Annotated in this window: 21 protein-coding genes; 4 read left to right on the forward strand and 17 right to left on the reverse strand. The window is 43.4% G+C overall.

The features are described from left to right. Positions 1-121: 121 nt before the first annotated feature. From E5355_RS19535 to E5355_RS20155, 11 genes are all read right to left on the reverse strand, one after another. Positions 122-286, reverse strand: a complete 165-nt coding sequence (locus E5355_RS19535) for a hypothetical protein (RefSeq protein WP_168354357.1) — start codon at positions 284-286, stop codon at positions 122-124. A gap of 489 nt (positions 287-775) precedes the next feature. After that, the gene (locus tag E5355_RS15835; protein WP_136011108.1) at positions 776-1,471 is read right to left on the reverse strand and encodes a hypothetical protein; all 696 of its coding nucleotides are present in this window, start codon (positions 1,469-1,471) and stop codon (positions 776-778) included. Positions 1,472-1,491: 20 nt separating this feature from the next. Beyond that, positions 1,492-1,620, reverse strand: coding sequence for a hypothetical protein (locus tag E5355_RS20150; protein ID WP_255260515.1), 129 nt, complete (start codon positions 1,618-1,620; stop codon positions 1,492-1,494). A 34-nt stretch (positions 1,621-1,654) separates the two neighbouring features. Continuing rightward, positions 1,655-1,831 carry a hypothetical protein gene (locus E5355_RS19540; RefSeq protein ID WP_168354358.1) on the reverse strand — a complete coding sequence of 59 codons (177 nt, stop codon included), beginning with the start codon at positions 1,829-1,831 and terminating at the stop codon, positions 1,655-1,657. Then, positions 1,803-3,179 carry a radical SAM/SPASM domain-containing protein gene (locus tag E5355_RS15840; RefSeq protein WP_136011109.1) on the reverse strand — a complete coding sequence of 459 codons (1,377 nt, stop codon included), beginning with the start codon at positions 3,177-3,179 and terminating at the stop codon, positions 1,803-1,805. The genes E5355_RS19540 and E5355_RS15840 overlap by 29 nt, the downstream gene beginning before the upstream one ends. 33 nt (positions 3,180-3,212) lie before the next feature. Then, positions 3,213-3,527, reverse strand: coding sequence for a hypothetical protein (locus E5355_RS15845; protein WP_136011110.1), 315 nt, complete (start codon positions 3,525-3,527; stop codon positions 3,213-3,215). A 413-nt stretch (positions 3,528-3,940) separates the two neighbouring features. Continuing rightward, positions 3,941-4,225 (reverse strand): hypothetical protein, encoded by a 285-nt coding sequence (locus tag E5355_RS15850; protein WP_136011111.1) that lies wholly within the window; start codon positions 4,223-4,225, stop codon positions 3,941-3,943. A gap of 729 nt (positions 4,226-4,954) precedes the next feature. Next, complete coding sequence (locus E5355_RS20405; RefSeq protein WP_136011112.1) at positions 4,955-5,410, reverse strand: type II CAAX prenyl endopeptidase Rce1 family protein; 456 nt, start codon at positions 5,408-5,410, stop codon at positions 4,955-4,957. Positions 5,411-5,503: 93 nt separating this feature from the next. After that, positions 5,504-5,704, reverse strand: a complete 201-nt coding sequence (locus tag E5355_RS15860; protein ID WP_136011113.1) for a hypothetical protein — start codon at positions 5,702-5,704, stop codon at positions 5,504-5,506. 55 nt (positions 5,705-5,759) lie between these two features. After that, entirely contained in the window at positions 5,760-5,924 is a 165-nt protein-coding gene (locus E5355_RS19545; RefSeq protein ID WP_168354359.1) for a hypothetical protein, read from the reverse strand. A gap of 823 nt (positions 5,925-6,747) precedes the next feature. Further along, on the reverse strand, positions 6,748-6,873 hold the full coding sequence (locus E5355_RS20155; RefSeq protein ID WP_255260550.1) for a hypothetical protein: 126 nt from the start codon (positions 6,871-6,873) through the stop codon (positions 6,748-6,750). Between the two features lie 308 nt (positions 6,874-7,181). Between E5355_RS20155 and E5355_RS15865 the strand changes: the two genes are divergently transcribed. From E5355_RS15865 to E5355_RS15875, 3 genes are all read left to right on the forward strand, one after another. Next, a complete protein-coding gene (locus E5355_RS15865) occupies positions 7,182-8,369 on the forward strand; it encodes a sensor histidine kinase (RefSeq protein ID WP_168354360.1) in 1,188 nt (395 codons plus the stop codon). Beyond that, positions 8,353-9,066, forward strand: coding sequence for a response regulator transcription factor (locus E5355_RS15870; RefSeq protein WP_136011115.1), 714 nt, complete (start codon positions 8,353-8,355; stop codon positions 9,064-9,066). The genes E5355_RS15865 and E5355_RS15870 overlap by 17 nt, the downstream gene beginning before the upstream one ends. A 106-nt stretch (positions 9,067-9,172) precedes the next feature. Beyond that, positions 9,173-10,411 (forward strand): serpin family protein, encoded by a 1,239-nt coding sequence (locus E5355_RS15875; RefSeq protein ID WP_136011116.1) that lies wholly within the window; start codon positions 9,173-9,175, stop codon positions 10,409-10,411. 81 nt (positions 10,412-10,492) lie between these two features. On the opposite strand, the gene E5355_RS15880 is transcribed toward E5355_RS15875, so the two are convergent. The 6 genes from E5355_RS15880 to E5355_RS15905 all read right to left on the reverse strand — a co-directional run bounded on the left by E5355_RS15880 (position 10,493) and on the right by E5355_RS15905 (position 19,911). Continuing rightward, positions 10,493-11,719: a TolC family protein gene (locus E5355_RS15880; RefSeq protein WP_136011117.1), complete on the reverse strand. Its 1,227-nt coding sequence runs from the start codon at positions 11,717-11,719 to the stop codon at positions 10,493-10,495. Beyond that, positions 11,712-14,834, reverse strand: a complete 3,123-nt coding sequence (locus E5355_RS15885; protein ID WP_136011118.1) for an efflux RND transporter permease subunit — start codon at positions 14,832-14,834, stop codon at positions 11,712-11,714. The genes E5355_RS15880 and E5355_RS15885 overlap by 8 nt, the downstream gene beginning before the upstream one ends. A 181-nt stretch (positions 14,835-15,015) precedes the next feature. Continuing rightward, positions 15,016-16,233: an efflux RND transporter periplasmic adaptor subunit gene (locus tag E5355_RS15890; RefSeq protein ID WP_136011119.1), complete on the reverse strand. Its 1,218-nt coding sequence runs from the start codon at positions 16,231-16,233 to the stop codon at positions 15,016-15,018. Positions 16,234-16,352: 119 nt separating this feature from the next. Then, positions 16,353-16,763, reverse strand: coding sequence for a DUF6769 family protein (locus E5355_RS15895; protein ID WP_136011120.1), 411 nt, complete (start codon positions 16,761-16,763; stop codon positions 16,353-16,355). A 274-nt stretch (positions 16,764-17,037) separates the two neighbouring features. Next, positions 17,038-18,672, reverse strand: a complete 1,635-nt coding sequence (locus tag E5355_RS15900; protein WP_136011121.1) for an ABC-F family ATP-binding cassette domain-containing protein — start codon at positions 18,670-18,672, stop codon at positions 17,038-17,040. A gap of 423 nt (positions 18,673-19,095) precedes the next feature. Next, the gene (locus tag E5355_RS15905) at positions 19,096-19,911 is read right to left on the reverse strand and encodes a hypothetical protein (protein WP_136011122.1); all 816 of its coding nucleotides are present in this window, start codon (positions 19,909-19,911) and stop codon (positions 19,096-19,098) included. Positions 19,912-20,040: 129 nt separating this feature from the next. Here E5355_RS15905 and E5355_RS15910 point away from each other — a divergent pair, with 129 nt between their 5' ends. Next, the gene (locus tag E5355_RS15910) at positions 20,041-21,474 is read left to right on the forward strand and encodes a CCA tRNA nucleotidyltransferase (protein ID WP_136011123.1); all 1,434 of its coding nucleotides are present in this window, start codon (positions 20,041-20,043) and stop codon (positions 21,472-21,474) included. Position 21,475 lies beyond the last annotated feature (1 nt).

A 21,475-nucleotide genomic window follows, 5' to 3' on the forward strand; every position in this document is an offset into this window, starting at 1 on the left:
CCGCTTAAAAATTAAATGTTTAACAGCATAAGTTTAATTTTTGTCATCTACTAAAAAAATTTTCATAACTCAAAATGTTTTAATTATTAATAAAAGGGTTAATAGAACGTTTCTATTGCGATTAATAGAACTTGAAATCTTCTTTGCTTGGTATCTTAAAATCCGGCATACCATTGTTGTCGTCTATGGGCTTAATGGGAGAATCGGTGGGGGCATATCCTCCCGATACAACTCTCTGCTCTTTTTTTGTTAAAGGCTTTACCTTGTGTTCGATGTTCTTTTCCATTGTTTTTCTTTTTTAAGTTAATGTTTAAATAGTGAATCTCTGATAGTAAGCGGTGTTGTAAATGCGCTGCTGAAACCGATATCTGCATTGCAGATGCAACAACCGCTTAAAAACATATCTTAGGGTTTTGATTTTTCTCTACGTACACTTATGATATAATGGGCGCTTTGTAAGGCAATTCCAGTTAATACAACCAGCCATCCGTCTGCTTGAAACGATTTGTTTGTTAGGAATTCAGTTATTTTCAAAGCGCAAGGAAATCCTATCATAAAGGTAGAAGCAAATAGCAGAGACTTTAAACGCTTGCCATCCGTCTGTTTTGGTTCTTTTCGGATGCTAAGGGGAAATAGGACGGCAAATGCGATTGATGTCAATATTCCGATGATGTCATAATGCTTGTCATATAGAAATGACACAATGAAAATCATATAAAGCACGATGATTGACATATTGTATTTTGCAGTAGTATTTGCACACATAAGTCTCAATTTAGTTGCTTAAACACATGTCGCAGGCATATGAAAATCCTGCTCCCCAAAGTATTCCCATCACTCCGCTACAGGTTGTGCCAAGTACTCCTCCTATCCCATCTGCAACGATTACGGCCCGTGATTGGGAATCTCTTGTTTGTGGCCAATATTCATCCGAGTCTTCGGCTATATTTTTGAATACGATTAGAAGATGCCCTCCTTTCTTGTTCTTGTTCTGCTCAATGAGTGAAAGGTTCTGTTCGCTTAATGGATTTCCGTCTGGGTCGGAAATGATTTCAATAGCCTTTTTTACGTCAATGTCGATATTGTCATTTGCATTAATGCGTTTTAAGACGAGTGTGCGGATGCTTTTTACGTCAAAGTCTTCGATTGCCATATTCTCAAACTCGCTGAAGTCGGCATTGTCGTTGTCCGCTCTGGTCATAATTTCATTATAGCAATATTTGCCATTGTCATTCAGCTTCTGAAAACAGTTGACTAAATCTTTCATTTTAGTTTTATTGCTTATGCATAATCCGATTTCCGAATCTTTCATTTGTTCCAATAAGTAATTGTGAACTTTTCCGACACTATCTATAGTAGCAGAAATTGTTCCCTTTTCTTTGCTGAAGGAGGCATTCATGTCATTGTCGTTTTGGCATCCGAAGAATGCAGCCAAACATAATGCTGCTAATAAATAAAAATACTTGTTCATTGTTTTTTTCTTTTTTTAAGTTACTGTTTGAATAGTGAATCTCTGATAGTAAGCGGTGTTGCAAATACATTGCTGAAACCGGTATCTGCATCGCAGACGCAACAACCGCCATACGTGTTGATACATTCTTCCAATGTGAGGGTTCTCATAGCTCGATTGACTCTTTTCCCCAATAAGGAGACATTACATTAAGTCGCTCCATATGTCTCCTGGCATGTTTATTGGTGGTATATTGTGGCAACATACTACTAAATCTTCCGGTTTTATAATCATTGGAGGTATTCCAATATATCCACCGTTAATACTCTCTGCTTGCTTCTCGTCAATGGGGTTAAGCCCCAGCTCTTTCAAATTTTTCATAATCGATAATTTTGTGTTTGTTAGACATATTGTTAATAAAATCGTTTAGCTTGATATAGGAATGAATCAAATGTTTCCATTCCAACCGAATCATTTTGCATTTTTGTTTCCAGTCTTTACTTTCCTGACCCAGAAGATGTCGCTCAGCTTCGCAACTGCCACCACATAAGTATTTAGCCCAGCATTGTCGGCAACTTGCAAGTTGTGATACTTCTTTTGAACGGAAAAGCTGTAATCTGCTGTTATCAATACCTTCGGACACATTTCCTACGGACATATCTTGATAGGAAAGCATGTTCTGGCATGGATAATACTCTCCTGCTTCGTCTACAATAAGGCTGCTTCTGCCTGCTGCACATCCCTGGTATCTTACGCTCTTGGTTCTTAGACGGTTGATATTCCTTTGAAAGTCGTTGCAGTAGATGTTTTCTTTGCCCATAAACTTTCGGGTAAAAAAGTTCATGACCTCGCCCAGTTGCTTGTCTATTGTCTTAATGCCGTTGGCATCAAAGTGGGTCGTGCTCCGGTCCTTTACGTCGGAATCAATTGTAAAGGCATAAGAGTAAGGGACTTCCATGCTCTCGAAAAAAAGGAACGTCTCGAGTAACCTTGTGTTCTTTGGGCTGATGGTAGCCCTTAGATTGAAGTCTACACCACCTTTTTTGAGTTTTTCTATATTTTCGGCTATTCGTCTGAAACTGCCGCGACCGTTAAGAAATACCCGGTTTGCATCATTCACCTTTTGCGGCCCGTCAATGCTGACTGTAACGGTGAACTTTTCTTGTACAAAGAAGTTCATCATGTCATCGTCTATCAATGTGCCATTGGTGTTCAGTAGGAAGCATACGTTTTTGTTCCGTCGGAATATGATTTCTTCTTTGGCTATTTCCACTACGTCTCTGACAAACTGCTTGTGTAATAGCGGCTCGCCGCCGAAGAAGTAAATGGTGTATCGTTCGCTGTCGGGATTACCTTCAAGCATGTTGGCAATTGCGTTTTGGGCTACCGAAAGGGACATCACGCTTTTTCTGTCTTGCAGGGTCGAAGCAAAACAATATTTGCAGGACATGTTGCAGCCATGCGTTACATTCAGTGTCAGCATGTCTTGTTTTTGCTTTTCGCAGCAGGCGGAAGGTACTGTACATAAACTTTTAAGGGTTTCCGTCACCTTGTCAATGGTGGTGTCTCCTAAGGTATTGCCGTCGTCTCTTCCCGCGCATCTTTTGAAATAGGCATCCATCGTGGGATTGCTTATTTCCAGAATCTGCTGGCTGCCGGATAGGAATACATATTTCTTTTTGTTGAAAGAAAAGATATGAAAATCTCCTTGCTGTAATAAATTGTTCATGTCCGAAAGGGTTTATTTGTATTAGTGATATACTCAATGGTTGAATCTTTTTATATGTACAAAGCGCTTGTACAATAAAACAATCAAAACAATTCCTCCTGCAATCTTTATTGTGGCGTTATATCCTGACAGTAGAATGAGGGATAAAAGAAAGATGATGACGATGGCTACCAATGCAGGTATAGGATGGTGAAGATAATCCATAACAGTATATCTTTTTCTAAGAAGAGTATAGATGGATATTATCCCTAATAAGAAAATCGGTTTCTGTACCCATTCGATAGGTATAAAGAATGCTGTAATAATCAAAATCAGACTAATGGTACCGCTGAAAAGTATCTTATTCATAATCATCATCATTTATAATAGGTTTAACAAAATGCGGCTGTATATGCAAGTCCGCCTACACAGCCTACTAAGGCTGCTCCCCATGCTGCACCCACTCCTATAGCTCCACCGACAGCAGCTCCTACTCCCGTCATAGTGGCTAAGTCAGCTATGATGACACTCGAGAGGCTTGCTGCGACATCGCATGCTGAAATATTTGCCCTCGTTGAGATTGTATTTGTGGCAAAATTGATGTTTTTAAATAAATTGTGGTTACTCTCAAGGAAAATGAGAATCTTTGTTGCAGCTTCTTTCTCATGTTCTTCTTCAAATGATTCTTTTACCGCTTCTAAAAAAGAATAAAAATCCTTGTAATAGCTTCTAATGGAGGCATATGCAGAGAGTTTGCTTAAGAAATCATTCTGTTCTGCTGTTTATTGTACAGTAGAGAAATCAACGTCTGTTATTGGAGATTTTTCAGGAGATTTGAATATCTCTTTATGAATAAGGCTGATTTCAGTTAGTGAAAGTTGTCTTTGGGTTTTTGCACTTTGAAATTCTATTTCTCTTATTGCCGTTTCAATTTTCTCAGAAGTGTAAATGGAGGAATAAACCGCATTTTTTTGAGGCAATGGTTGGTTTGTGACGGGCTCATCTGTAGATTGACATGAGGTGATTGATACTGCTACAATTGCAGCGAATAATAAGCTTGATTTCATAAGTAGTTGATTTTAAAAATTAATAAATATGTTCTATTTTGTTACTGCAAAGATAAGTAGGGACTTTCATTGTGTATGTTATTGTTATGTTAGTTCTACGTTAAACTTGCTGTTTCTCTGTTTGGAGGTTTGCTTGAAAAAGTCTGTCTTGAAATCCCCTTTCCTGTCTTTAAGAGAGTGTGTTTGTGTTGCTGCTGTGTTTGTGTTGTTTTGACTTTTTGTTCAAGCACAGACTTTTTCAAGAATCTCCTTTATTTCCCTATCAGGGTGGTTTCCACAGATTGGGCCTGCTGCATCTGCCGGCTCTTATGAATTTGATGTCTTTCATTGTTCTTTGTTTTTTGCTGTTGTTGTATTTGTTTTAAGTTGATGTTGCAAAGTTAAGCGCTTCACTTTGTATCTTTTGTTAGGGTAATGTTAGTTTTACGTTAAACTTTCATTGTTCCTCAACAGAGCAGGGGCGGAAACTTTAGTGTGTTCTGCGGATATTGCGGGTTATAATACTTCTTTTTCGTTTTCATTGATTTTAGTCTTTAATTGTTAGTGTTCTCTTGGTTTGATGTTGCAAAGTTATGGGCTTTGTTTCGGGACTAATGTTAGAGCAATGTCAGTTCTACGTTAAAGTTTACGTCTTTGTTTTTTGAGGATTTGTAGTTCTCATTTGGTGGCGTAAAGCTATTCTGGTATATTCTTTACGATGAGGATGTCTTTTCCGTTGATTGAAATTATCTAATGCAAATAGTTTAATAGAAATGCTACCGAATTATGTAATGCATGAACAGACGAGATAATGAGAAAGGCTTTGAAATCGGAATAATGTTTCTTGTAAACGATATACCATAATTGATATAAACACCCTACTATGCCTGCATGAACAGCATAGTCGGGCGAATATAAATGATATAGCCCGAATATGATTCCAGAGCAGATTGATATGCCTATCACTTTACATCCGAACGTTTCTTTGAGAATATAATAAGGAAGAATTTGTCCGGTAAAAGTTTCCATCAATGGAGCTAATAGTATAGCGTAGAAACCAAAGAATAAGGTCTCATTAAGCATGTTGGGGCGTGGAGTATTGCTTATTTGTGGAATTAATATGGGAATTATATAGGATAATAATATTAATATTATGATGGATTTCCATAACGGTAATTTGTATATAGCTATTATTATACGTCTCATGCGTGTTGAAAATAAATGGTAAATATTGCAATGGAGTTGTGTCTCTGCTGTTGAGGCAGAGACACGATGAAGTTTCACTATGCTTTTTTGACTTTATTTGAATGGCATATCTGTAGCAACAGTACCTCCTTCTGCCTTTACTTGTGCATATGCACCGGTAATCGCTTCACGATTATCAATCAAATATTCACACATCAGTTCATAGAGTGCCCACCAAGGGCTACCACCGTTTACATCCTTCATGTCCTGCAAACTCATTTCCTGCATCATTGCATTGTCTTTTAAATTTTTCATAACTCAAAATGTTTTAATTATTAATAAAAGGGTTAATAGAACGTTTCTATTGCGATTAATAGAACTTGAAATCTTCTTTGCTTGGTATCTTAAAATCCGGCATACCATTGTTGTCGTCTATAAGCTTAATTGGAGAATCGGTGGGGGCATATCCTCCCGATGCAACTCTCTGCTCTTTTTTTGTTAAAGGCTTTACCTTGTGTTCGATGTTCTTTTCCATTGTTTTTCTTTTTAAAGTTAATGTTTGAATAATGAATCTCTGATAGTAAGCGGTGTTGCAAATACATTGCTGAAACCGATATCTGCATCGCAGATGCAACAACCGCCATACGTGTTGATACATTCTTCCAATGTGAGGGTTCTCATAGCTCGATTGACTCTTTTCCCCAATAAGGAGACATTACATTAAGTCGCTCCATATGTCTCCTGGCATGTTTATTGGTGGTATATTGTGGCGACATACTACTAAATCTTCCAGTCTTATAATCATTGGAGGTTTGCTTGAAAAAGTCTGTCTTGAAATCCCCTTTCCTGTCTTTAAGAGAGTGTGTTTGTGTTGCTGCTGTGTTTGTGTTGTTTTGACTTTTTGTTCAAGCACAGACTTTTTCAAGAATCTCCTTTATTTCCCTATCGGGGTGGTTTCCACAGATTGGGCCTGCTGCATCTGCCGGCTCTTATGAATTTGATGTCTTTCATTGTTCTTTGTTTTTTGCTGTTGTTGTATTTGTTTTAAGTTGATGTTGCAAAGTTAAGCGCTTCACTTTGTATCTTTTGTTAGGGTAATGTTAGTTTTACGTTAAACTTTCATTGTTCCTCAACAGAGCAGGGGCGGAAACTTTAGTGTGTTCTGCGGATATTGCGGGTTATAATACTTCTTTTTCGTTTTCATTGATTTTAGTCTTTAATTGTTAGTGTTCTCTTGGTTTGATGTTGCAAAGTTATGGGCTTTGTTTCGGGACTAATGTTAGAGCAATGTCAGTTCTACGTTAAAGTTTACGTCTTTGTTTTTTGAGGATTTGTAGTTCTCATTTGGTGGCGTAAAGCTATTCTGGTATATTCTTTACGATGAGGATGTCTTTTCCGTTGATATTTATTATTTCATATACAACTCTTCCTCCAAAAATTTGCATTTCTTCTTCCTTGGTTAATTCAATAATAAGTTCTTTCATTGTTCTAATAATTTAAAGTTATACATTATTTCTTTCTTTTAATACCGCAAAAATATAAGGGAAGATTTTTATAATATGTTAGAAAAATGTCAGTTTTAGGTTAAAGTTTTAATTTAATTAATATCTTTGCAACGTAAATGAAATTAATGAAGAAACAAAAATATAAATACATTCGTTTGTTTACCTTTTTAGGTTTGATTGCTGTACTGTCATTGCAGACAGTATGGATATATAATACTTATATGCTTATAAGGTATAATATTCAGAAGGATTGTTGTGAGGTTTTGGAAGAGGCTATTGAAAATGAAATGAAAATAAGAATGGCATGTACTCCAGAAGGAACACAAGTCATAGGAGGTGAAGTGAATGGTACCATAAATCCGCTGACTTATTTTTGTGAGAACTTGTCTAATATGGGATATAAAATGTCTCTGTTAAAAGTGGATTCCATAGCATCTGCTTTGCTGAAGGAATATAGTATTGAAAGTAATTTTGTTGTTTGTACCATGAATCCTCAGAATGATAGCATTTTGCAAGTTAGTAAGAAAGAAAAATTACCTCTATGGGGCATCATAAAGTCTGCCCCATTTGCTATAAAATCAGATTCCACTGAAGCTGTACAACTTGTTCTTGTCAATCCTTATAAAGTATTTTTTGAACGTATGGGCTTGTTGATGATAGCCTCCTTTATCATGCTGGTTTTGGTAATCGGTTGCATTATCTATCAGATTAAAGTAATCATCTATCAGAAGAAAGTGGCCAAGCTTCGTGAAGACTTCTCATATGCTATGATTCATGACATGAAGACACCGCTTAGCTCTATCATGATGTGCTCTGATGCGTTGAATGACGAGAAGATAGAAAGTATGCCGGAATTGAAAAAAAGCTTTCTGGGAGTGGTGAAGTCCGAAACTGTACATTTGCTGAAGTTGATAAACAGACTGTTGACTATCTCGAGGCTGGAAAGCCATAAGTTGACGATGTTCAAGGAGAAAGTGCAACTGGAACCGATGCTTGAAAGAATAATGGAAACCTTTAAGGCAAAATCTACCAAGCCGTTGCATTTCACGTTAAACCTGCAAGCCAAGGAAGTGAATGCTGACAAGGAATATCTGGAAGAGGCTGTCTATAACTTGGTGGACAATGCCGTGAAATATTCTAAAGACGAGGGGGAGGTAGAGATAGAAATAACTTCGGAGTGCAGCGGAGGTTATTCCTGCATCAAGGTGCGCGACAACGGTATCGGTTTTTCTGAAGAAGATAAACGTAAGATATTTGATAAATTTGAGCGTGGTTCTGCCATCAAAAGCTCCCGTTTGGGCAAGGTCGCAGGATTTGGATTGGGACTGAACTATGTGTATCGGGTGATGGAGGCACATGGAGGGACAGTGACGGCAAGCAGCGTGGTTGGAAAATTCAGTGAATTTACATTGTATATGTCAGCATCGGAGGAAGAGGATACTGAAAACAAAATGATAGATGGAAAACAAAATTAAATTGCTTTTGGTGGAAGATGATTCCATGTTGACCTATGTCGTAAAGAGCAGTCTGGAAGGACTGATTGGAGGATATGAGGTTATTACGGCTGTTAATGGGCAAGAAGGCTTGAAAGCATATCAGGAGTATCATCCGGATATTATTATCTCGGATGTGGATATGCCGGTGATGAATGGTCTTCAGATGGTGGAGCGCATCCGTGAAGTGGATGGAAATATACCTATCTTACTGGCTTCGGCGTTGGGCTCGCCCAAAGATGTGACCAGTGGATATAAGTTAGGAGCCGATAATTACGTGAAGAAGCCTTTTGTGGCTGAAGAACTGGATGCACATATACATGCTTTGCTTAAATTGAGAAAAGGACAGCCTTCGCGCAATGAAACAGATTGCTACCACTTCGGGCAATACACACTGGATGCCGCACACGCAACCCTTAGGAATGACAAAAACGGTGAGAAAACAGTGTTAAGTCGGCGCGAAGCCGGAATTCTCAGACTTCTTGCACGGAACAAGAATCAAGTAGTGAAACGGGGTGCTATTGTCAGCCACAATTGGGAGACTCAGGATGAAAACGACTACTTTATCTCGCGTAGCCTTGATACCTATTTGGTGAAACTACGCAAATGCTTGGAAGACGATCCTACGGTGTCCATAAAGACAGTCAGAGGGGTGGGGTTGATGTTGGTAGAGGAATAATTGAGTAGGAGTGTATCATTTTTTTATTGTTCTTCAATGCAGTATTTTGTTTGTTCAAGCATTTTCTATATATAGATAACTGTTTTAAAACTAATACTATTTGCTTATGCTTAAAAAAACGATTACTGCCTTAAGCCTACTTTGTATCCTTGCAGCCTGCCAGAGTGACGACAACTCTTCACCACAACCCAAGCCCCGCAAAGACATTGCTTTGACCCGTGTCGAGCAGGAGATGACGGATTTAGGAACGGATTTCGCTTTCCGTTTCTTTAATCAGATTTGTAAAACTGAGGTGGAAAAGCCCAATCTGTTCATCTCTCCTTTGAGCGCTTCGCTCTGTCTGTCTATGATTGCCAATGGAGCGTCGGGAAACACACTGTCTGAGATGACAGATGTCCTGGGCTTTTCGGGCTATTCGTTGGAAGAAATGAACAACTATAATAAGAAGCTGGTGGAGGCGTTGCTCGATTTGGACAATACCACACAGTTGGGAATTGCCAATTCCATCTGGATAAAGAAAGGGTTCGGTGTTCATGACGACTTTGTAAGCGTAAACAAAAAGATGTATGACGCGCAAGTGCAGGAGCTGGATTTTGCCTCTCCCAAGGCTCCGGACATTATAAACAGCTGGTGTGCCGGGAAAACGAATGATTGCATAAAGGAGGTTTTGACAGAGATGCCTGCGAGTGCACGTATGTATTTGTTGAATGCTCTCTATTTCAAAGGAATCTGGAAAAACCAGTTCAAGAAATCAGATACAAAGGCAGAGCTGTTTACAAGTGTGGACGGAAGCCGGTCGACGGTACAGATGATGAATATGTCCAGAGAACGTTTCAATTATACAGAAAATGAATGCTTTTCCATAGCAGAGTTCCCTTATGGTAATGAAGCTTTCAGTATGGTAGTGCTTTTGCCGGCCGAAGGAAAGTCTTTGGAGGAATGTCTGCCGCAATTGACGGATGAGCATTGGCGGGAGTGGAACAATACTTTGTCAGGTACAATGCTGAATGTCAAGCTGCCACGGTTCGAACTGAAATATGACAAGGGCTTGATAGAAGATATGCAAGAAATGGAGATGAAGGATGCCTTCGACAGCAGGTGCGCTGATTTCTCTAAAATGTCCAATGAGGAATTGTTTGTCGACCTGTTGCAGCAATATACTTATGTAAAGGTAGATGAAGAGGGGACGGAAGCTGCGGCTGTGACTATCGCAGGAATGGTAGATGCGGCTGCTCCCGGTCCAAGTGCGGTCATTCCTTTCTATGTAGACCGTCCTTTTGTCTTCCTGATAAAGGAAAAGAGTACGGGAACTATTCTGTTTATGGGGAAAGTCACGAAACTGTAACTGCAATATATGTTGAAAGTAAAGGAAGGCGTGTCAAGAACTAAGATGTTCTTTTTGCTCTGACACACCTTCCTCTTTTTTTTATAACCGGTTCTTGTATATCTGCGCCATTGCCTTCTGATACTGGTTTTCCAGTTGCAGGAGGTTTGCCTTGCTTTGATAAACCACCGATATTTCAACGAAGTACTCAATCATACTGATTTGCCCTCCCATAAGTGCTTGTTTCAGCAAGGTGAGGTCTTGCTGCTGCTGGAAGGTGCGCTCGTATTCCTCCATGGAAGCGTGCAGGTTCTTGGCCTCTTCATAGAGTTGCCACAAGGCAGAGCTGGCTTGCAGTGCGGCGTTCTCCTTTTGATAGTCTATGTTGAGCGCCTGTGTCTTGGCTATCTTGACCTTATTGCGGTTCTCGAAAAGCGGGAAAGAGAAGCCTACTACCACGCCGTTCAGCGGGTGCCCTGATTCGGTATTTCTACGGTAACCCAGTTCCAGTTTGGGCAACCAGCCTTGCTTGCTTGCCGAAATCTGTTTTCGGGCAGCAGAACTTTCACCTTGCATGGATTGCAGGGTGGGGTCTGAAGCCAGCAGTTCGTCGACCAGTGGGCGGAAGTCGGCCGGCAACGGCACTGCCGGGTACTCTGTCAATCCGAGCGTTTGGGCGTCGGGTATGGTACCGGATATGGGACGTCCCGGTGTGAGCGGCTGGTTTCCGTTGAGGACAAGCAGCTCTTTCAGTTTATTGTTAAGTGCCGTTTGGTTCATGCGGGCTTCCGTGCGTACATTCAGCAACTCCAGATTAATTTTGTTGGTTTCCAGTGCATTGGCATCTCCCGTTTCCAGACGTCGGGTATACATGGCCGACAACTCCTCTGCATTCTTCAACCGTTCGTCGAGCAGAGCTTGCTGGCGTTGCAGCATGATGATGTCCAGGCATACTTCCTTCGCTTGCAGTAATATCTGCTGGCGAAAGGCGGTGGCTTGTGCATCCAGTGCATTTGCCTTGAGTCGGTTCATCTTTCCTCGGGTGGCATAAAGCGTGGGGAAGTCGAAGCTTTGCGAGATAACCATTTCGCCAACTGTCTCGTCACTGTTCTTGGAGTCCCAAAGGTGGGCGTATGATAGTGTAGGGTCGGGGAGGTTGTTGTTGGTCTTGCTCTCCAGCTTTTGTGAGGAAATGAGGTGGAAGTTGGCCTGCAACTCCTTGTTGTTGGCCTCTATCTGCTGGAGTACGGCATCAATGCCGGATGTTTGTGCGCTCATCCCCGCAAAAGCGAGGATGGCAGCGCTGAATATGAAAAATCTTTTATTCATTGTCTGATGTTTTAGATTGTTGGTTATGGTGCATCATAAGGTAAACAATCGGAATGATGAAACCGTTCAGGAACGTGGATGTTAAAAGACCGCCCAAGATAACCTTTGCCATCGGGCTTTGTATTTCGTTGCCCGGCAGATCGCCACTGAGAGCCAGTGGAATAAGTGCCAATGCACTGGATAGGGCGGTCATCAGGATTGGATTCAGACGGTCGAGTGAACCGCGGATAACGCTGTCGTAGACGTCATAGCCTTCTTCCTGCTGCAGGTGGTTGTAATGGCTGATGAGCAACATTCCGTTTCGGGTGGCGATACCGAACAGTGAGATGAAACCGATGATGGCGGGGATACTCACTTCGCCTGTTGTGATGAGTAGGGCGAACACACCGCCTATCAATGCCAGCGGCAGATTGATAAGGATGATGGAGCTCTCTTTCACACTGCGGAATTCATGGTAGAGGAGCAGGAATATCACCACGATGGACATGAACGAAGTAAGTGCCAGCGTGCGGCTTGCCGCTTGCTCGCTTTCGAATTGTCCGCCATATTCGATGTGGTACCCTTCCGGCAGTTTGATTTGTGCATCCATCTCGGCTTGTATATCGTTGACTACGCTTCGCAGGTCGCGGTCGGCCACGTTGGCGGAAATGACGATTTTACGTTTTACATTTTCGCGACTGATGGTGTTCGGACCCATGGTTGAGCGGATTTCCGCTACATAGTTCAGTGGAATCTTTTGTCCGTCACTTGTATCAATCATCAAGTTACGGATTTTTTCCGTTTCGTCGCGTAGGTTGTCTTTCATGCGTACGGTCAGGTCGAAACTCTTTCCCTTTTCGTAAACTAGGGAAACAGCTTCACCGGCCAGGCAGACATTGACAAACTCCGAAAATTCGGGCAGTGAAATGCCATATTTGGCAAGTATTTCCCGTTTGGGCGAAATGACAAGCTGCGGACGTTCAATTTGCTGTTCCACGTTAAGGTCGGCAATACCGGGAATGCCCTGAATAGCGTTCTTGATTTCATTGCCCAGAGTGAACATGCGGTTCAGGTCGTCGCCGAACAGTTTGATGGCGATGTTCGCCTTTGTACCGGAAAGCATGGCATCTATACGGTGGCTGATAGGCTGGCCTATTTCCACGTTTGCCCCTACAATGGTACCCAGTTTTTCGCGGACTTCTGCCACAAGCTCGCTGCGTGAGCGGTCTTTCAACTCAAACGGTGCCTCAATCTCGGAGACATTTACTCCCAGAGCGTGTTCGTCCAGCTCCGCACGTCCCGTTTTACGGGCCACGGTTTGTATTTCGGGGATGGAGAGCAGCAGTTCCTCGGCACGATGCCCCATCTTATCGCTTTCTTCCAGAGAGATGCCCGGAAGCGAGGAGATATTGATGGTGAACGAACCTTCATTGAATGGTGGCAGGAACGAGCGCCCCAGGGTGAAGAAACAGCCGAGTGCCACTACAAACAAGCTGATAGTACCTCCCAGCACCCCTTTCTTATGTCCCAATACGAAAGTCAGCGCTGTGCCATACCATTGTTTCATTTTGCGTGCCACGACAGAGTCACCGTTGGCATTGTTCTTTTCCTTTATTTTTTCTTTCCCCAACAAGTAGGAGCAAAGTACCGGCGTTACGGTCAGTGCCACAACGGTAGAGGCAATCAATGCCACGATGAACGCAATGCCCAGCGGTACCAACATTCTACCCTCCATACCGCTCAGGAAGAATAGAGGTACGAAACTGGCAATGATTATCAACGTTGAATTGAGGATAGGCATACGTACTTCTTTCGATGCATTGAACACCACCTCCAATATGGGCATCCGCTCTTCGGCAGGCTTCAGCCTATTTTCGCGCATGCGCTTGTAGACGTTCTCCACATCCACGATGGCATCATCAACCAACGAACCGATGGCGATAGCCATACCTCCCAGGCTCATGGTGTTTATCGTAAAGCCCATATAGTGTAGGGCAAGGATGGAGGCAATCAGTGATAACGGTAGCGTCACCAGCGAGATGACTGTGGTACGTACGTTGGCAAGGAATAGGAAAAGCACGATAACAACGAAAATACCTCCTTCCAACAATGACTTTTGAACGTTTCCGATGGAACTTTCGATGAAACGGCTTTGACGGAAGATGTCAGTAGATACTTTTATGTCGGCAGGCAGGTTCTTCTGCAAGTCTTGCAGGGAGGCTTCCAGTTTGTCTGTAAGCTCCAGTGTGCTTGTAGCGGGTTGCTTGGTGACCGTCAGTAGTACGGCATGTTTGCCACGTTCCGATGCAGTACCCAGTTTGGGAAGTTTGGCTCCGATTTGAACATCGGCAATGTCTTCCAGCAGGATGGGGGCTCCGAAGGCTCCGTTGCTCCGTACCACAGCCTTGGCTATCTGGTCTACCTTGTCGGTAGAAAGTACGCCGCGTACGATATATTCATTGCCATATTCATAGAGCACTCCGCCATTGGCATTCAGGTTCATTTCGCGAGTGGCGTTCGTCACTTCGCTCAATGTCACACCGTAGTGGCGCATCCGTTCCGGATCCAACTGTATTTGATATTCCTTGATGTCGCCACCTAATACGGCAACTTGTGCCACGCCACCCGTAGAAAGCAGACGGGGGCGTATGGTCCAGTCGGCAATGGTACGCAAATCCAGCATGGAAGTTGAATCTGCCGTCAGACCAATAATCAGCATCTCACCTAAGATGGAAGACTGTGGTCCCAGTGTCGGCTTGCCTACATTGGCGGGTAATGATTCACTGACGACTGCCAGCTTCTCGCTGACAATCTGCCGTGCCAGGTATATATCCGTATCCCAGTCGAATTCTACCCAGACAACAGAGAATCCGTTTGTCGAGGAAGAGCGTACACGGCGCACACCCGTTGCACCGTTCACAGCTGTTTCTACGGGAAAAGTGACCAGTTGCTCCACTTCCTCTGCCGCCATACCGTTTGCTTCGGTCATGATGACCACTGTCGGCGCATTGAGGTCAGGAAATACATCCACTTCCGTATGCATGGCGGTATAAGTGCCGCCAATCAGCAACAGCACCGATGCTACCAGCACCAAGATGCGGTTTTGAAGAGAAAAAGCGATTATTTTGTTTAACATCTTTCTATTTACTATTTACAATGTACGATGTACAATTTGGCTACACGATTGCAGCTCTGTTAGTAGAATTATTCTTTTTTTCTCATGGCAATCTGCTTTCTACAAAGACCGTATTGCTGTTTTTCTCCTTGATACGGCATTGCAGAATGATACTTTGTAAGTTGTCAAATTGTACATGAGATTAGTGTTCATGACTATGTGCCGGAATAGCGTTTGTTGCCGATGCCAGTTTCACTTGATAGGCTCCTTGAGTTACGACACGGTTGCCTGCTTTTATGCCGGAAAGGATTTGTACACTTTCGCCATTGTCGGCACCCAGGGTGACAAGCTGTTTTTTGTAACCTTCTTCATCCAGTTGTAGGTAAACAAAGAAACTGCCTTGCTCTTCGGTCAGTGCACTGTGAGGAAGAGACAATACATTTTCCATCGGTGAGGATAATAAGAATACTTCTACAAACGAGCCGGGAATAACGTCTCCCTTATTGTCGAATTCAAAAGTCACCGGTACATAATATCCGTTTTCGCCCGAAGCTTTTCCATACGAAAGCATGCGCCCGCCTAGTTCTTTCAATGTATATACCTTATTATTATAAGGAGTACAGAAGTTGGCGGAACCGATGCTGTTTAGGTAAGGATAGTACTTTTCGGATACATCCGCACGCAGGAAAAGCTTTCGGTTCTGGGTGACGCTTACCAGTGGCTGGCCAATGCTGACGTAATCCCCTTCTTTCACCAACAGGTTCTTTACATAACCGCTGATGGGAGAGACAACTGCCTGGCCGCTTGCCGAATGGTTCTTTGCGACTGCCTCGTAACTGATACGGGCATTTTCATAAATCTGTTCGGCTTGTGCGAACTCCTTTTCAGATACGATTTTGTTGCCTACAAGCGCTTTCATACGCTGATATTCTTTTTTGGAAACCTCGTAGGCTATCCGGGCTTTCTGCACCGGGTCTCCGTCGGCCATGTTTTTGGATGACAATATCACCAAAGGAGTACCTTTGCTGACACTCATTCCTTCGATAACTTTTCCCTTGAAGGAAACCACGCCTGCTACTGTGGCTACGGCTACGCTCTCGTCTCCTTGGGCTGCCATTACCTGGCCGCTGGTCTTGATGACTTGATGGAAAGTACCCGGTTCAACAGTGCTGACTACCACGCCTGCAGCTTGTGCCTTTGCCGGTGGCAGAATGATTTCATCACTTCCTCCGGCATGGTTTTCATGCTCATGGTTGTGTCCCTCATGCTCATGGTCATGCCCCTCATGCTTGTGGTCATGTCCCTCATGATTGTGCTCTTCTGTTTCGTGATTATGTCCTTCGTGACTGTCTCTGGACTTGCTGTTGCAGGAGCCTAAAAGGAATAACCCCAAGACTCCCATGAAAATAACTTTTTTCATGATGATATTTGTTCTTACTTTTTGATTTTGAATACAAAGTTAGGGCATAGGGTATGCAACCAAATTGCATTGTTCCTTATGCCGGATAGAAATCTGTCCCGGTGATGTCCCGACAACAGTTAAGCAAGAAGAGACGGAGGGGCACGAAGCCCCGTAGCACATGCGATAAATGTGCTATGAAGAGATTCCAGATAGATACATTCCTGCCTGCTTATGTCAAATTCGGGTAGGGTGAGTAACTTGGAAAAAGGCTCAATGAATAGGATTACTGCCCACAAGGCATCCGGATGTGAATATACATCATCGGAGGAGCAGGGCGTCTGTTGTACAAAATGGGTTGTCATGCATCCCGTGTTGCGACAGCAGTGTTCGTTGTCTGGGCTATGATGCTGTCCGCAGCAATCGGCGGTGATGTCATTCTTCATGCATATTATTCCGTCGGCATGATGATGGTGGGGAATGACGGGTATCATCAGCATTATCAGGCTGATGAAAAAAAGAATATAGGTTATGTACTGTTTCTTTTTCATTCCTCTATCTTTGGACGGATGCAAAGATAGAGGTTAATGGCTTAATTGCCAAATGGAAAATGCTAAAAAGGTGTGAATAACATATTCAATCCCTCATTCCTTCATCGCTTCCTCTTCCGTTTGGCCAGTTCGGAGGACAATAACTTTCCGCCCTTGCCAAATCCTATTATGGTGACATCATATTGTTTCATTTTCATATCTCTTAGTTGAGTGTTTAGTAAAATGAAAATCATATGTATCAGCCATTTGTTCGGACGCTGGATTTAGCGGATACTTATCGTTCCAGTTCGCGGAGGGAGTCCATTTTCTTCTTTTCGAGGAATTCGTAGATGCCGCTCAAGTGTTCTTTCACTTGTTTGTTGCCGAATTCATATACCTTGCTTACCAGTCCATCCAGGAAATCACGGTCGTGGCTGACGAGGATAAGGGTTCCGTCAAAATCCATAAGAGCCTGCTTCAGGATATCTTTGGTTTTCATGTCCAGATGGTTGGTCGGTTCGTCCAGTATCAGCAGATTCACCGGTTCGAGCAAGAGTTTTATCATGGCGAGGCGTGTGCGCTCTCCACCCGAAAGCACCTTGACCTTTTTCATGGACTCTTCGGGACCACCGAACATGAAGGCGCCCAGCAGGTCGCGTATTTTATTACGGATTTCCCCTTTTGCCACATCGTCGATAGTCTGGAACACGGTCAGGTTCTCATCCAACAGCGAGGCTTGATTCTGTGCGAAATATCCAATCTGCACATTGTGTCCTATGGTAAGGGTGCCTTCATGCTCTATTTCCTTCATGATACACTTTACCAACGTTGACTTTCCTTCGCCGTTTTTGCCGACGAAAGCAACCTTGTCTCCCCGTTCTATGGTGAGGTTGGCATTCTTGAAGACCACGTGGTCGCCGTAGCTTTTCCCTACCCCTTCCATGATGACGGGATAATTGCCCGAACGGGGGGAGGGAGGGAATTTGAGGCGCAACGCAGAAGTGTCTTCTTCGTCCACTTCCAGCAGTTCCAGTTTCTCCAGCATCTTTACGCGGCTCTGCACTTGCAGGGTCTTGGAGTAGGTGCCTTTGAACCGTTCGATGAATTCCTTGGTTTCGGCAATAAACTTCTGCTGGTCATCGTAGGCTTTCTGCTGCTGTTCGCGGCGTTCCTTGCGGAGTTCCAGGTATTGGGAGTAGTTTACTTTATAGTCGTATATCCGCCCCATGGTCACTTCAATGGTACGGGTGGTGATGTTGTCCACGAACTTTCGGTCGTGGCTGATGACGATGACAGCCTTTCCGCTACTGATAAGAAAATCTTCCAGCCATTGTATGGATTCTATGTCCAGATGGTTGGTAGGCTCGTCCAGCAATAGTACGTCGGGTTTCTGCAGTAACAGTTTGGCAAGTTCGATGCGCATGCGCCATCCACCGCTGAAGTCACTGGTCTGGCGGTTGAAGTCTTCGCGTACAAAGCCCAATCCGAGCAGTGCTTTTTCCACATCCTCCTCGTAATTGGTGGAGTCGATGGCATAGAACTTTTCGCTTAAGGCAGAGACGTTCTCGATAAGTTCCATGTAGCTATCACTCTCGTAGTCGGTACGCGTTTCCAGTTCCTTGTTGAGGCGCTCTATTTCGGCTTCCATTTCATGCAGATGGGCAAAGGCTTGCGCCGCTTCCTGGAATACGGTACGTCCGTCTTCTGTCATAAGGTGCTGTGGAAGGTAAGCTATGACACTGTCTTTGGGGGCTGAGATCTTTCCGCGGGTAGGTTGTCTTGCACCTGCCAGAATTTTCAACAATGTACTTTTCCCTGCTCCGTTTTTGCCCATCAGGGCGATACGGTCTTTTTCGTTGATAACGAAAGATATGTCACTGAATAAAGTAGTTCCGCCGAATTCTACGGCCAATCCGTCTATAGAAATCATTATATGTTTTTTTATGAGCTGCAAAGATAGTGTAAATTGAGTGCAGAACTTTCATGCTTGCATGAAAAACTTATGCCGAGATGCAGCTTATCTTATTTTAAAGATAGTGCGATTATCTTATTTTTATATCTTTTCCCCTATATAAACAATACGTATAGGCCATGAGAATAGAAAAAGTATCTGTATTGTAGTGATAATCAATCTATTCCAACTTTATTCTTTTTTATCAGTAATAAAGTATCACTTTATTACTGATAAAGTGTTGCTGTATTCCCGATAAAGTAGTACTTTATTGGCGATAAAGTGTTGCTGTATTATAGGTAAAGTGTTACTATAAAGTGCTTGCTGCATACCGATGAATGCTGTGAACCCTATGTCAATTTGTATTGCATACAGTAGAATAATACATTCATCACAATCGTCCTAATGGTTAAGAGACCGGTTTTTCTTCACAAATTCCATCTTCAGTTTTGCCTCTTCCATGTTTTTCTTTATTTCCGTCATGGAAGAAAGCAGTTGTGCCAACTCGTAAATACTTGCAAGCGCCTGGCGGTCGGTGGCAGTCATGGTGACGGAGTAGGGACGTTCTCCCAAATAGTTGACTTTAATGTTCTTGTCCTTGTTCAGATAGAGAAAGCCCATGACATTTCCGTCTTCTCCCAGTTTGAAATCAGCTTTTTCAATCTTTTCACCGAGATCGGTCGTTTCGTAGCTGTCTTTGGCGGCGGGCGTCTCGGCAAAACTGCCGTCGGGAGCGGTAACCTTGACGGCCACATGGTGGATGTTATGGGCTCCGCAATAGATAGAGGTCATGCTCATTACACCGTTTTCGTCTACCTGGAAGCGGAGGAAAGAACGGTGCAGATTTTTTTCTATCACTTGGGACGGATACAGGTAATTGCCTATATTCTGGTATTCGGCATCTTTCTCAAAGGTATATTTCCCTTTGATTGCAGCGAATTCCTTTTGCTTGGCTTGAAGCATGCTGTCAAGATAGGCCATACTCTTTTCCTGCTCTTTCAGCTCCACTTCCTGCATCAGGCCGATACCTGCACGGCGAGTTTCAAACGCTTTGGGATAGAGTATCTTGATACTGTCAATCAGAATCTTCGCTTCATTGTAGTTGCCGAGTTCAAAAGCTGTGCGGGCAGCTTGTAGTTTTTCACCGGCTTTCTTCTCTACATTTTCGCAAGAGAAGAGCATGCAACACAGGCATGCAAGGAGTATTACTTTCTTCATATTTGTTGTTCTTGGAGTTAGAGTCCACAAAAATAGAAATAATATCTTTATCTTTGCAGCATTTTAATGTGCAAATGTGCTAATAGACCATTGACATATTTGCGTATTCATTACATTAGCGCATTATTTATGATAGATTTGACGGCAGAAGAACTGAAGCAATATTTTAGTGATGATATATTCAAGCGGATATCCGAAACGGCTGATGAATTAGGATTGGAGTGTTACGTGGTAGGCGGATATGTACGTGATATTTTCCTGCAACGTCCTTCCAAGGATATTGATGTGGTGGTGGTAGGCAGTGGCATTGCCATGGCCGAGGCGCTGGGTAAGCGTCTGGGGCGTGGGGCGCATGTTTCCGTCTTCAAGAATTTCGGTACGGCACAATTGAAGTACTATGGTACGGAAGTTGAGTTTGTGGGTGCAAGAAAAGAGTCGTATACGCACGATTCACGCAAACCGATTGTAGAGGACGGTACATTGGAGGATGACCAGAACCGGCGCGATTTCACCATCAATGCACTGGCTGTTTGCCTGAACCGGGTGCGTTATGGCGAGTTGGTCGACCCCTTTGGCGGTATTGGAGACTTGAAGGAAAAGACCATCCGGACACCGCTTGACCCTGATATAACTTTCAGTGATGACCCTTTGCGCATGATGCGCTGTGTCCGTTTTGCTACCCAGTTGGGATTCTATATTGACGATGAGACATTCGATTCTCTGGAGCGTAATCGCGAACGCATCTCCATCATCTCCAAAGAACGCATTGCAGACGAACTGAACAAAATCATCTTGTCACCTATTCCGTCTAAGGGATTCATTGAGCTGGACCGGTGCGGCTTGTTGGAACTGATATTCCCGGAACTTGTTAGGCTGCAAGGCGTGGAGACGCGCAATGGACGCGCCCATAAGGACAATTTCTACCATACGCTCGAAGTACTCGACAACATCAGCAAGAAGACCGACAACCTTTGGCTACGCTGGGCAGCTCTTCTGCATGATATAGCCAAGCCTGCCACCAAGCGTTGGGAACCCCGTGCGGGCTGGACGTTCCATAACCATAATTTCATTGGCGAGAAGATGATACCTGATATTTTCCGCAAGATGAAGCTTCCTATGAACGAAAAGATGAAATATGTGCAGAAAATGGTGAGCCTGCACATGCGTCCCATTGTGATAGCGGATGATGTAGTGACCGACTCGGCAGTGCGTCGTCTCTTGTTTGAGGCAGGTGATGATATAGACGACCTGATGACACTGTGCGAAGCCGACATTACTTCCAAGAATATGGAGCGTAAGAAACGCTTCCTTAATAATTTTCAGTTGGTACGCCAGAAGCTGAAGGACTTGGAGGAACGCGACCGTATCCGTAATTTCCAGCCTCCGGTCAGTGGTGAAGAAATCATGAGTACTTTCGGCCTCTCTCCCTGCCAGCAAGTGGGTGCCTTGAAGAGTGCCATCAAGGATGCCATTTTGGACGGCATCATTCCCAATGAATACGAAGCCGCCCGTGCATTTATGCTGCAACGGGCGGAAAAGATGGGATTGAAAGAGATCAAGTGAC

It is taken from the genome of Bacteroides muris (ex Afrizal et al. 2022), assembly GCF_004793475.1.
Lineage (GTDB): Bacteria > Bacteroidota > Bacteroidia > Bacteroidales > Bacteroidaceae > Bacteroides > Bacteroides muris.